At 59.8% G+C, this 13,055-nt stretch carries 11 protein-coding genes; all 11 read left to right on the forward strand.

The annotated features are described in order from the left end of the window. Positions 1-5 precede the first annotated feature (5 nt). The 11 genes from RGCCGE502_RS07815 (at position 6) to RGCCGE502_RS07870 (ending at position 13,055) form a co-directional block, all read left to right on the forward strand. On the forward strand, positions 6-638 hold the full coding sequence (locus tag RGCCGE502_RS07815; protein WP_016553614.1) for a 5' DNA nuclease: 633 nt from the start codon (positions 6-8) through the stop codon (positions 636-638). 218 nt (positions 639-856) lie between these two features. Next, entirely contained in the window at positions 857-2,938 is a 2,082-nt protein-coding gene (nuoG, locus tag RGCCGE502_RS07825; protein WP_016553615.1) for an NADH-quinone oxidoreductase subunit NuoG, read from the forward strand. A 12-nt stretch (positions 2,939-2,950) separates the two neighbouring features. Then, on the forward strand, positions 2,951-3,994 hold the full coding sequence (nuoH, locus tag RGCCGE502_RS07830; protein WP_016553616.1) for an NADH-quinone oxidoreductase subunit NuoH: 1,044 nt from the start codon (positions 2,951-2,953) through the stop codon (positions 3,992-3,994). A gap of 40 nt (positions 3,995-4,034) precedes the next feature. Then, complete coding sequence (gene nuoI, locus RGCCGE502_RS07835; protein WP_007789671.1) at positions 4,035-4,526, forward strand: NADH-quinone oxidoreductase subunit NuoI; 492 nt, start codon at positions 4,035-4,037, stop codon at positions 4,524-4,526. 141 nt (positions 4,527-4,667) lie between these two features. Continuing rightward, positions 4,668-5,282, forward strand: coding sequence for an NADH-quinone oxidoreductase subunit J (locus RGCCGE502_RS07840; RefSeq protein ID WP_016553617.1), 615 nt, complete (start codon positions 4,668-4,670; stop codon positions 5,280-5,282). Positions 5,283-5,311: 29 nt separating this feature from the next. Then, a complete protein-coding gene (gene nuoK, locus RGCCGE502_RS07845) occupies positions 5,312-5,620 on the forward strand; it encodes an NADH-quinone oxidoreductase subunit NuoK (RefSeq protein ID WP_007531803.1) in 309 nt (102 codons plus the stop codon). A 7-nt stretch (positions 5,621-5,627) separates the two neighbouring features. Beyond that, the gene (nuoL, locus tag RGCCGE502_RS07850) at positions 5,628-7,628 is read left to right on the forward strand and encodes an NADH-quinone oxidoreductase subunit L (protein ID WP_016553618.1); all 2,001 of its coding nucleotides are present in this window, start codon (positions 5,628-5,630) and stop codon (positions 7,626-7,628) included. Beyond that, the gene (locus tag RGCCGE502_RS07855) at positions 7,628-9,139 is read left to right on the forward strand and encodes an NADH-quinone oxidoreductase subunit M (RefSeq protein WP_016553619.1); all 1,512 of its coding nucleotides are present in this window, start codon (positions 7,628-7,630) and stop codon (positions 9,137-9,139) included. The genes nuoL and RGCCGE502_RS07855 overlap by 1 nt, the downstream gene beginning before the upstream one ends. Before the next feature lie 18 nt (positions 9,140-9,157). Next, complete coding sequence (gene nuoN / locus RGCCGE502_RS07860; protein WP_016553620.1) at positions 9,158-10,603, forward strand: NADH-quinone oxidoreductase subunit NuoN; 1,446 nt, start codon at positions 9,158-9,160, stop codon at positions 10,601-10,603. Continuing rightward, positions 10,603-11,367 (forward strand): biotin--[acetyl-CoA-carboxylase] ligase, encoded by a 765-nt coding sequence (locus RGCCGE502_RS07865; protein ID WP_016553621.1) that lies wholly within the window; start codon positions 10,603-10,605, stop codon positions 11,365-11,367. The genes nuoN and RGCCGE502_RS07865 overlap by 1 nt, the downstream gene beginning before the upstream one ends. Before the next feature lie 17 nt (positions 11,368-11,384). Then, positions 11,385-13,055 (forward strand): ribonuclease J, encoded by a 1,671-nt coding sequence (locus tag RGCCGE502_RS07870; RefSeq protein WP_016553622.1) that lies wholly within the window; start codon positions 11,385-11,387, stop codon positions 13,053-13,055.

Genomic DNA, 13,055 nt, shown 5'->3' on the forward strand with positions numbered 1-13,055 from the left:
GCGCGATGACGACGAAGGCATCGGACAGCGTGAGGAAAGAGGAAGCGGCTGATTTTTCGGCTGACTTTGGTCGTCTTGCTGCCGAGATGCTGGAGAATGCCCGCGCGCTGCCGGTACCGCCTGTGATGGTCAATCCGGCGGCGGCCGTGGCCGCGGCGACGGCGATCGGTTTCGGTTTTTCGACCCAGATGGCAGGCGCATTCTTCGGGGCGCTGCAGGGTGCGTTCGACGCAACGAGCAAGTTTGCCGCGGTTCTCGATGAAACGCCGCCAGATGAGGCCAAGCCTGAAGTGGAAATCCGGCCGGAAAACGTTCGCCCGGCGCCTGCCACAAACGCTGCAGCCAAGGTCAAACTCTCGGTTGTTCCCGCGAAGCCGGATGTAAAGCCTGAAGTGGCGGCCACGCCCGCTTTGCGCCCCCGCAAGTCCGACGATCTGAAGCAGATTTCCGGGATCGGCCCGAAAATCGAGCAGGTTTTGAACGCCAAGAGCATTCGCTCCTTTGCGGTGATCGCCGGCTGGTCTGACGAGGATGCGGCACGCATCGACACCGAATTCGGTTTCGATGGGCGGATCGTCCGCGACGGTTGGGTTGCGCAGGCCAAGGCGCTTCTTGCCAAGGGGCGAAAGCGGAAGTGATTTTTCGGCCGAAACGGCCGGAGCAAGGTCAAGGCTGAAGAGTGGAGGGCAGGGGTCCGAAGCTGCAGAGGCCGAAAGCCGATCCCGGATCTCGGGATTGGCGGAGAATTTGAGCGACACCGATGCCAACGGGATAAGAATCCGGCCTGGCAGCGAAACTGTTGCAAAGTGGGTTTGTTTGCCGCCATCCGGCAAACGGAAAACAGGACTGAGTGACGATGGCAAAACTGAAGATTGACGGCAACGAGATCGAAGTTCCGGATCATTACACCCTCATTCAGGCGTGTGAGGAAGCCGGTGCTGAAGTTCCGCGCTTCTGCTTCCATGAGCGCCTTTCGGTTGCCGGCAACTGCCGCATGTGCCTCGTTGAGGTGAAGGGTGGTCCGCCGAAGCCGCAGGCATCTTGCGCCATGGGAGTGCGCGATATCCGCGGCGGCCCGAATGGCGAACTTCCGGAAGTCTTCACCAACACGCCGATGGTCAAGAAGGCCCGCGAAGGCGTGATGGAATTTCTGCTGATCAACCATCCGCTCGATTGCCCGATCTGCGACCAGGGCGGCGAATGCGACCTGCAGGACCAGGCAATGGCCTTCGGTATCGACAGCTCGCGCTATCAGGAAGACAAGCGCGCCGTCGAAGACAAGTACATCGGACCGCTCGTCAAGACGGTCATGAACCGCTGCATTCACTGCACGCGCTGCGTTCGCTTCACGACCGAAGTGGCCGGTATCTCTGAACTCGGCCTGATCGGCCGCGGCGAGGACGCCGAAATCACCACCTACCTCGAGCAGGCGATGACCTCCGAGCTGCAGGGCAACGTCGTTGACCTCTGCCCGGTCGGCGCGCTGACCTCCAAGCCCTTCGCCTTCACGGCCCGTCCGTGGGAGCTGAACAAGACCGAGTCGATCGACGTGATGGACGCCCTCGGTTCTGCGATCCGCGTCGATACCCGTGGCCGCGAAGTCATGCGCGTGCTGCCGCGCGTCAACGACCAGATCAATGAAGAGTGGATCTCCGACAAGAGCCGTTACATTTGGGATGGCCTGAAGACGCAGCGTATCGACCGCCCATACGTTCGCAAGGATGGCCGCCTGCAGCCTGCGACTTGGGGCGAAGCCTTTGGCGCGATCAAGGCTGCCATTGCCGCAACCAGCGGTGAGAAGGTCGGCGCGATTGCAGGCGACCTCGCATCCGTCGAAGAAATGTACGCCCTGTCGGAGCTCGTGAAGTCGCTGGGTTCCGAGAACCTCGACTGTCGTCAGGATGGGACGGCACTTGATCCGTCGCTCGGCCGCGCAAGCTACATCTTCAATCCGACGATCGAAGGCATCGAACAGGCTGACGCGCTGCTGATTATCGGCGCGAACCCGCGCTTTGAAGCCGCCGTTCTCAACGCTCGCATTCGCAAGCGCTGGCGTCGCGGCAACTTCCCGATCGGCGTGATCGGCGAAGCTGGCGAACTGCGCTACGACTATGAATATCTTGGCGCTGGCCCGGACACGCTGAAGGATCTCGCTGATGGCACCCATGCTTTTGCGAAGGTTCTGACCGATGCCAAGAAGCCGATGATCCTCATCGGCCAAGGCGCACTGTCGCGCACCGATGGTGCTGGCGTTCTTGCGACTGCCGCAAAGCTTGCCGGCACGGTGGGTGCGGTCGTTGAAGGCTGGAACGGCTTTGCCGTGCTCCACACCGCGGCATCGCGGGTCGGTGGCCTCGATCTCGGCTTCGTTCCGGGTGCAAAGGGCGTCAACGCCGCGGAAATGCTGTCGTCGATGGACGTTCTCTTCCTCCTCGGCGCCGATGAACTCGATTTTGCCGCCAAGAAAGCAAAGCTGACTGTTTACATCGGCTCGCACGGCGACAACGGCGCGCACAATGCCGACGTCATCCTGCCGGCGGCTGCCTACACCGAAAAGTCCGGCACTTGGGTCAACACCGAGGGACGCGTCCAGATGGGCAATCGTGCCGGCTTTGCGCCTGGCGACGCCCGCGAAGACTGGGCGATCCTGCGTGCGCTTTCCGACGTGCTCGGGAAGAAGCTTCCGTTTGATTCGCTTAGCGAATTGCGTGCAAAGCTGTATGCAGCATTCCCGCATTTCGCAGCGCTCGACGAGATCGCCGAGAGCGACAGCGCCAAAATTGCCGCAGTCGCGAAAAAAGCCGGCAAGATGAACAAATCCGGGTTTGCGTCGCCGGTCAAAGACTTCTATTTGACGAACCCGATCGCACGCGCTTCGGCAGTGATGGCCGAGTGCTCGGCATTGGCCCGCAACAACTTCAAAGTCGCGGCAGAGTAAGGGCAGGGGACTATGGAATCGTTTGTTTCAACTTATCTCTTGCCTGGCCTCCTCATGGTCGGTCAGTCGCTTCTTCTCCTGGTCTGCCTGCTCGTCTTCATCGCCTATATCCTGCTGGCCGACCGAAAGGTCTGGGCAGCGGTTCAGCTGCGCCGGGGTCCGAATGTGGTGGGTCCGTGGGGCCTTTTCCAGTCCTTCGCCGATCTTTTGAAATTCGTCTTCAAGGAGCCGGTCATTCCGGCTGGCGCCAACAAGGCAGTCTTCCTTCTGGCGCCGCTCGTGACCGTGCTGCTGGCGCTGTCGACCTGGGCGGTCGTGCCGCTCGCCGATGGCTGGGTCATCGCCAACATCAACGTCGGCATCCTCTACATCTTCGCGATCTCGTCGCTTGAAGTGTACGGCATTATCATGGGTGGCTGGGCTTCGAACTCGAAGTACCCGTTCCTTGGCGCGCTACGCTCCGCCGCACAGATGGTTTCCTACGAAGTCTCGATCGGCTTCGTCATCGTCACCGTTCTGCTCTGCGTGGGTTCGTTGAACCTGACGGACATCGTCCATGCCCAGCAGTCCGGCCTCGGTACGCGCCTCGGTTTGCCGGCCTCCTTCCTGGACTGGCATTGGCTGGCGCTGTTCCCGATGTTCATCGTCTTCTTCATTTCGGCACTCGCCGAGACGAACCGTCCGCCTTTCGACCTTCCGGAAGCTGAATCGGAACTCGTTGCCGGCTTCATGGTCGAGTACGGTTCCTCGCTCTACATGATGTTCATGCTCGGCGAATATGCGGCCATCGTTCTGATGTGCTCGCTGACGACGATCCTGTTCCTCGGGGGCTGGCTGCCGCCGGTCGACGTGTGGTTCCTGAACTGGGTCCCGGGCGTCATCTGGTTTACGCTGAAGTCGTGCCTGGTGTTCTTCATGTTCGCGATGGTCAAGGCATTCGTCCCGCGCTACCGCTACGATCAGCTGATGCGCCTCGGCTGGAAGGTTTTCCTTCCGCTGTCGCTCGCCATGGTCGTAATCGTTGCATTCGTGCTGAAGCTGACGGGTTGGGCATGATCATGCCGGCCCTCGTTTCAAGCAATATTGGAGGTTGAAGATGGCAGGCTTGTCCAACGCGGTCAGCTCGCTGTTCCTGAAGGAGTTCGTCAGTGCGTTCTGGCTGACCTTCCGGTACATTTTTAAGCAGAAGGCAACGATCAACTACCCGTTCGAGAAGGGACCGGTCAGCCCGCGCTTCCGCGGCGAACACGCACTGCGTCGTTATCCCAACGGCGAAGAGCGCTGCATCGCCTGCAAGCTCTGCGAGGCGATCTGTCCTGCCCAGGCAATCACCATCGAGGCCGGCCCCCGCCGCAACGATGGCACGCGCCGCACGGTTCGTTACGACATCGACATGGTAAAGTGCATCTACTGCGGCTTCTGCCAGGAGGCTTGCCCGGTCGATGCGATCGTCGAAGGTCCGAATTTCGAATTTGCGACGGAAACCCGCGAAGAACTCTACTTCGACAAGGCGCGGCTTCTGGAGAACGGCGACCGGTGGGAGCGCGAAATCGCGCGCAACATCGCGCTGGACGCACCGTACCGTTGATCGAAATTGAAATGCCGGAGTGTCGCCACTTGCGCGGCTCCCGGTCAACATGCACCGAGGCTTTGCTGGCTAGTTCCGCGCGAAGCTTCATCGGGCAGGGAAACTCCCGGCTGCCCGGGGGAAGATGAAAAAGGCACCAACATGGGTCTGCAGGCTCTATTTTTCTATCTTTTCGCCTTTGTCGCGGTAGCGTCGGCGTTCATGGTCATCTGGTCGAAGAATCCGGTTCATTCGGTTCTCTTCCTGATCCTGGTTTTCTTCAACGCGGCTGGCCTGTTCCTGCTGCTGGGCGCTGAATTCCTCGCGATGATCCTGCTCGTCGTTTACGTCGGCGCCGTGGCCGTTCTCTTCCTCTTCGTGGTTATGATGCTCGACATCGACTTCACGGAGTTGCGTGCAGGGGTTCTCGAATATGCGCCGATCGGTGCGGTTATCGGCTTGATCCTCGCGGCCGAGCTGATCGTTGTTGTCGGCGGCAGCGTCATTTCGCCGGAGATCGCCAAGACGGTTGCGATGCCAATCCCGGCGCTGACCGAGCGCACCAACACCGCCGCACTCGGCGACGTGCTCTATACGAATTACGTCTACTTCTTCCAGATCGCTGGTCTGGTGCTGCTCGTCGCGATGATCGGTGCGATCGTGCTGACGCTCAAGCATCGCCAGAACATCAAGCGGCAGAACATCGCCCGACAGGTCGCCCGCAACCCTCAGACCGCCGTTGAAGTGGTCAAGGTCAAGCCGGGTCAGGGCGTTTGAGGCAGGCGCGAGCTTAAGGAACAAATACAATGGTCATCGGACTTTCCCATTACCTGACGGTCAGCGCCATCCTCTTCACGCTCGGCGTCTTCGGCATCTTCCTGAACCGGAAGAACATCATCGTTATCCTGATGTCGATCGAGCTCATTCTGCTTGCGGTCAACATCAACATGGTCGCTTTCTCGTCGTTCCTCAACGACATCGTCGGCCAGGTTTTCGCATTGTTCATTCTGACCGTCGCTGCGGCTGAAGCGGCAATCGGTCTTGCAATTCTCGTCGTCTTCTACCGCAACCGCGGCTCGATCGGCGTCGAAGACGTCAATATGATGAAGGGCTGATAAGGCTATGTTTTTATATAAGGCTATCGTCTTTCTTCCCCTGATCGGCGCGATCATCGCGGGCCTCTTCGGCCGCGCGATCGGCGCCAAGGCATCGGAATACCTCACGTCGGGCCTGATGATCATCGCTGCGGTCCTGTCGTGGTATGTCTTCATCACCGTCGGCATGGGTCACCATGAAGGCGGCCCGATTAAGGTCGAAGTGCTGCGCTGGATCCAGTCCGGCGGCATCGACGTGTCCTGGTCGCTGCGCGTCGACACGCTGACCTCGGTCATGCTGATCGTCGTCAACACGGTCTCGACGCTCGTGCACGTCTATTCGATCGGATACATGCATCATGATCCGCATCGCCCGCGCTTCTTCGCCTATCTGTCGCTGTTTACCTTCGCCATGCTGATGCTGGTGACCGCCGACAACCTGGCCCAGATGTTCTTCGGCTGGGAAGGTGTTGGTCTGGCCTCGTATCTGCTCATCGGCTTCTGGTTCAAAAAGCCGTCGGCAAATGCCGCCGCGATGAAGGCCTTTATCGTCAACCGTGTTGGCGACTTTGGCTTCATCCTCGGTATTGCCAGCCTTTTCGTTCTCTTCGGTGCGATCAACTTCGATACGATCTTCGCAAACGCTGCGAGCTTTGCGCCGGCGGAAGCCGGTGGCCAAGGCGGCGAGGTCGTTCTCAACCTCTTCGGCTTGCATCTCGACAAGGCGCACGCACTGACCGGCGCCTGCCTGCTGCTCTTCATGGGCGCGATGGGTAAGTCGGCACAGTTCCTGCTGCACACCTGGCTGCCGGATGCCATGGAAGGCCCGACGCCGGTGTCGGCGCTCATCCATGCAGCAACGATGGTGACCGCAGGCGTGTTCCTCGTCGCCCGCATGTCGCCGTTGTTTGAACTGTCACCGGATGCGTTGGTCTTCGTAACGACGATCGGTGCGATCACGGCCTTCTTCGCGGCAACTGTCGGTCTCGTGCAGAACGACATCAAGCGCGTCATCGCCTACTCAACCTGCTCGCAGCTTGGCTACATGTTCGTTGCTCTCGGTGTGGGCGCATACGGCGCTGCGATCTTCCACCTGTTCACGCACGCTTTCTTCAAGGCGCTGCTGTTCCTCGGTGCCGGCTCTGTGATCCACGCCGTCGATGGTGAGCAGGACATGCGTTACATGGGCGGCCTGCGTACGCATATCCCGGTCACCTTCTGGATGATGACGATTGGTACGCTGGCACTGACGGGCGTCGGCATTCCTTTCACGGCAATCGGCTTTGCCGGCTTCTTCTCGAAGGACGTGATCATCGAGGCAGCTTACGCATCGCATTCGCCGGTCGCGGGGTTTGCTTTCACGCTCCTGGTGATCGCCGCTCTGTTTACCAGCTTCTATTCCTGGCGCTTGGCGTTCATGACTTTCTTTGGCCAGCCGCGCGCCTCACACGAAGTGATGCACCACGTTCATGAATCTCCGCAGGTCATGCTGGTGCCGCTGTATATTCTTGCTGCCGGTGCGGTTCTCGCAGGCGTCCTTTTCGAGGGCCGCTTCTATGGCGAAGAGTATGCAGAGTTCTGGAAGGGCGCGCTCTTCACCTCGGAGCACAACGAACTGTTGGAAGAATTCCATCACGTTCCGGCTTGGGTTGGATTGAGCCCGTTCATCGCGATGCTCGTCGGCTTCATCACGGCTTGGTACATGTACATCAAGTCGCCGTCGACGCCGCGTGTCCTGGCGAAGCAGCATCGGGTGCTCTACCACTTCCTGCTCAACAAGTGGTACTTCGACGAACTCTACGACTTCCTCTTCGTCCGTTCGGCAAAGGCGCTCGGTCGCTTCCTGTGGAAGAAGGGTGACGTCGGGGTCATCGACACCTACGGCCCGAACGGCGTTGCTGCCCGCGTTGTCGATGTCACCAACCGCGTCGTGCGCTTGCAGACCGGTTACCTCTATCACTACGCGTTCGCCATGCTGATCGGTGTTGCGGCGCTTGTTACCTGGATGATGCTCGGGAGTTCCGTCTGATGACCGATTGGCCTATTCTTTCAACGGTCACCTTCCTGCCGCTCGTCGGCGTGGTGCTCCTGCTGCTGATGAATGAAAACGGTCCGAGTGGCCGCCGCAACGTGCTCAACATCTCGTTGATCACGACGATCGCCACTTTCGTCCTGTCGCTCTTCATCTGGATCGGTTTCGACAATGCGAATCCGGGCTTCCAGATGATCGAAAAGCATGGCTGGCTCGGCACCGGCATCAGCTATCATCTCGGCGTTGACGGGATCTCGATGCTCTTCGTGATCCTGACGACCTTCCTCATGCCGTTCTGCATACTGGCGAGTTGGCTGTCGATCGAGAAGCGCCTGAAGGACTACATGATCGCCTTCCTGATCCTGGAAGTCATGATGGTTGGCGTCTTCGTCTCGCTCGACATCGTTCTCTTCTACGTCTTCTTCGAAGCGGGCCTCATTCCGATGTTCCTGATCATCGGCGTTTGGGGTGGCAAGGATCGCGTTTACGCCAGCTACAAGTTCTTCCTGTACACGCTGCTCGGTTCCGTTCTGATGCTGCTCGCCATCATGGCGATGTACTGGCAGGCCGGAACGACCGATATTCAGGCGCTGCTTGCCTATAAGTTCCCGCCGCAGATGCAGACTTGGCTGTGGCTTGCATTCTTCGCGTCCTTCGCTGTCAAGATGCCGATGTGGCCGGTTCACACCTGGCTTCCGGACGCGCACGTCCAGGCGCCGACCGCAGGCTCGGTCATCCTGGCAGGCGTGCTTCTGAAGCTCGGCGGCTACGGCCTGATCCGCTTCTCGCTCGGCATGTTCCCGGTTGCTTCGGAATTTTTCGCGCCGCTGGTCTTCGCGCTGTCTGTCATCGCCATCATCTACACCTCGCTGGTCGCGTTGATGCAGGACGACATGAAGAAGCTGATCGCCTATTCATCGGTTGCCCACATGGGTTACGTGACGATGGGTATCTTTGCGGCGAATGCGCAGGGTCTGCAGGGCTCGATCTTCCAGATGCTGTCGCACGGCATTGTATCCGGCGCGCTCTTCCTTTGCGTCGGCGTGATCTACGACCGAACCCATACCCGCGAGATCGCGGCCTATGGCGGTCTGGTCAACAACATGCCGAAATACGCCGTTGCGATGATGGTCTTCACGATGGCAAACGTCGGCCTGCCGGGCACCTCGGGTTTCGTCGGTGAGTTTCTGACCCTGATTGGCGTCTTCCGCGTCAACAGCTGGGTCGCACTCTTCGCTGCAACAGGCGTAATCTTCTCCGCCGCTTATGCGCTCTGGCTCTATCGCCGCGTGATCTTCGGCGCGCTGGAAAAGGAAAAGCTCAAGGCGCTGCTCGATCTTTCGCCGCGTGAACAGCTGACCCTCTATCCGCTGATCGCGCTGACCATCTTCTTCGGCGTCTATCCGGCTCCGGTCTTCGATGTGACCGCGGCTTCGGTTGACCAGCTGATCCATAGCTATACGGCCGCAGTCCAGGCAGCGCACGACGTTGCGCTGTCGATGAAATGATGACGGGACTTTTGGGACATGACCTCTGAAACTATTCTCGCAAGCCTGCATCTTTCCATTCCGGAGCTGATCCTCGCGGTCGGCGCCTTGGTTCTATTGATGATCGGCGTCTTCTCCGGAGAGCGCTCTGGCCGCATGGTCAGCGTTCTCGCGATGATCGTGCTGGCGGCAGCCGCCTTGTGGCTGATCTTCGTGCCGAGCGAAGGCCTTGCCTATGGCGGTGTCTTCCTGTCGGACGGCTTCGGTCGCTTCATGAAGATTACGGCACTGGTTGGCTCGATTGCAGCCCTCTTCATGTCGCTTGGTCTCGCCAAGGAAAACCAGCTCGACAAGTTCGAGTTTCCGGTACTCCTCCTGCTTTGCACGCTCGGTATCCTGCTGATGATTTCGGCCAACGATCTCATCTCGCTCTACCTCGGCCTTGAGCTGCAGTCGCTGGCGATTTACGTCGTTGCTGCAATCAATCGCGATAGCGTCAAGTCGACGGAAGCCGGCCTGAAGTACTTCGTACTCGGAGCGCTTTCCTCGGGCATGCTGCTTTACGGCATGTCGCTGGTCTATGGCTTCACCGGTCACACCCAGTTCGCTGCGATCGCCCAGGCATTGAGCGTTGACGGCGCCCGTTCGCTCGGTCTCATCTTTGGCCTGGTCTTCATCCTTGCCGGTATCGCCTTCAAGATCTCCGCTGTTCCGTTCCATATGTGGACACCGGATGTTTACGAAGGCGCGCCGACCCCGGTCACGGCATTCCTTGCCAGCGCTCCGAAGGTTGCGGCGATGGCTATGTTGACCCGTATTGTGATCACTGCCTTCCAGCCGGTCGTGGCTGATTGGCAGCAGGTCGTGGTGTTCATTTCGATCGCTTCCATGCTGCTTGGTTCCTTTGCCGCAATCGGCCAGAAGAACATCAAGCGACTGATGGCCTATTCGTCGATCGGTCACATGGGCTATGCGCTTGTTGGCCTGGCTGCCGGTAACCAGACCGGCGTCTCCGGCGTCATGCTCTACATGGTCATCTACATGGTGATGACACTCGGCGGCTTCGCGATCATCATGTCGATGCGCCGGAAGGACGGCACGGTCGTCGAAGAAGTCAACGATCTGGCTGGCCTGTCGACCACCAATCCGTTCATGGCGACGGTTATGACCATCCTCATGTTCTCGCTGGCGGGCATTCCTCCGCTGGCAGGCTTCTTTGCGAAGTACTTCGTGTTTGTCGCTGCGATCGAAGCGAAGCTCTATGCTCTTGCCATCATCGGTGTTCTCGCATCGGTCGTCGGCGCCTACTACTACCTGCGCGTCATCAAGCTGATGTGGTTCGATGAAGCAACGGGCGAGTTTGCTCGGGTCTCGGGTTCGCTCCGTCTTGTCTTTGGTCTGTCTGGCCTCTTCATTCTCGCCTATGTCTTCATCGGCGGGCCGATCGGCGGCGCGGCCGAGCTTGCAGCTGCGACGCTCTTTTGATGAACTCTGAGGCACGGCGCCGGATATCGCTCGACGATTTCAGGCACGAGGCTCTGTCGGAGACATCGTCCACGAACAGCGAATGCCTTGCCCGTGCGCGGGCAGGGGACCGCGGTCTTCTCTGGATCACGGCGGAAAAGCAGACCGGCGGCCGTGGCCGCCGGGGACGCCCGTGGGTTTCCGAGAGGGGCAATCTCTATGCCTCGCTTCTTCTCATCGATCCGGCGCCCATGGAGCGCCTTGGCTCTTTGCCACTGGCAATTGCCGTCGCGGTACACCAAGCCGTTCGCCATGTGCTGCCGCATACGGCCGAGCCGCTCGAAGTGAAGTGGCCGAACGATATCCTGATCGGACGAAAGAAGACTTGCGGCATTCTTGTCGAGGGCGAAGCCCTGCCGGACGGGCGTCATTCGCTCGTCATCGGCATCGGCATCAACGTCGCACTCATGCCTGATAACCCGCTCTACCCGGTCACCTGCCTGCGCGAGCAGGGGAGCTCGGCTTCCCCTGAAGAGGTTTTTGCCCATCTTTATGCATCGATGGCTGAGGTCCTGGAGGCATGGGATCGCGGCCGCGGTGTACGGGAAATCACCGAGCGCTGGCGCCGGGTCGCCTGTGGTATCGGCGAAAAGATAACTGTGAACCTGCCGGACCGGTCGATTTCCGGCCACTTCGCCGGAATTGATGATAATGGCCTGTTGATGCTCGATACCGGCGCAGGCAGGATGATGACGATTGCCGCCGGCGACGTCTTCTTTGGTTGATTGGAAAAACGAAAAATATGGCGAAGCAGGACGAACTGGTATTTTTGCCGTTGGGCGGCGTTGGCGAGATCGGAATGAATCTCGCCCTCTACGGCTACGGCCCGCCGGACCACCGCCAGTGGATCATGGTCGACTGCGGCGTCACCTTCCCGGGACCGGACCTGCCGGGCGTCGATCTTGTGTTGCCCGACATTCGTTATCTCGCTAGCGAGCGCAAGAGCCTGAAGGCGATCTTTATCACCCACGCCCATGAAGACCACTATGGCGCGCTCGCTGATCTGTGGCCGGGCCTCAATGTGCCGGTCTATGCCTCCGCCTTTACCGCTGGCCTGCTGGAGGCAAAGCGCAACTTCGAGAAATCGGCGATTGGCGAGATCCCGGTGACGCTGTTTACGGCGGGCGATACCGTCAATGCCGGTCCGTTCAGTGTTGAGGGGGTGGCGGTCAACCATTCCATTCCCGAGCCGATGTCGCTGGTGATCCGTACGCCACTCGGCAATGTGATCCACACCGGCGACTGGAAGATCGACCATGAGCCTTCGCTTGGTCCGCTGACCGACGAGACCCGGTTCCGCCAACTCGGCGATGAAGGTGTCCTGGCGTTGATGTGCGATTCCACCAATGCTCTGCGGGATGGCGTATCGCCGTCGGAGAAGGACGTTTCGGCGAGCCTGCGCAAGATCATCGAAAATGCGGAAGGCCGCGTTGCGGTGACGACATTCTCATCGAACGTCGGCCGTATCCGCACCGTGGCCGAGGCGGCAGAGGCTGAAGGCCGCGAAGTCCTTCTGCTTGGCAGCTCGCTCAAGCGGGTCGTCGACGTTTCCCGCGATATAGGTCTGATGGAAGGCATCAAGCCCTTCATTTCCGAGGAGGAATACGGCTACGTCCCGCGCGACAAGGTGGTGGTCATTCTGACCGGTAGCCAGGGCGAGCCACGCGCTGCCCTTGCGAAACTGTCGCGCGACGAGATGCGCAATGTGGCGCTGGCATCAGGCGACATCGTGGTATTCTCCTCGCGCGCTATCCCCGGTAACGAGAAGGCGATCCAGGATATCAAGAACGGCCTCATCGAGCAGGGTGTCCACGTGATCACCGACAACGAGGCCCTCGTTCACGTTTCCGGACATCCGCGCCGCAATGAGCTGCAGAAGATGTACGAGCTGACCCGACCGAAGATCGTCGTGCCCGTGCACGGCGAGGCGACACACCTGACGGCGCACAAGGAACTTGCGGAGCAATCCGGCATCTCGATCGTGCCGCGCGTGCGCAACGGCGACATCCTTCGCTTGGCGCCGGGGCCGGTCGAGGTCATCGACGAGGCGCCGCACGGCCGTATCTACAAGGACGGTTCGCTGATCGGCGATTTCGACGAGATGGGCATTGGCGAGCGCAAGAAGCTCTCCTATGTCGGCCACGTCGCGGTCAACGTGGTGATCGATAGCCGCTACGACATCGTCGGTGATCCCGATCTTGTCGCAATTGGCCTTCCTGTCTATGACGACGAAGGCGACGAGATGGAAGACACGCTTTACGACGCGGCTGTTGGCGCCATCGAGAGTATACCGCGGGCCCGACGGAAGGATCTCGACCTGCTGCAGGAGTCGGTTCGCCGTGCCATCCGAGCGACCGCCAACCAAACCTGGGGCAAGAAGCCTGTCGTCACGGTTTTCGTTACGAAGGTCTGA

Source organism: Rhizobium grahamii CCGE 502 (assembly GCF_000298315.2).
In the GTDB taxonomy this organism is placed as follows: domain Bacteria; phylum Pseudomonadota; class Alphaproteobacteria; order Rhizobiales; family Rhizobiaceae; genus Rhizobium; species Rhizobium grahamii.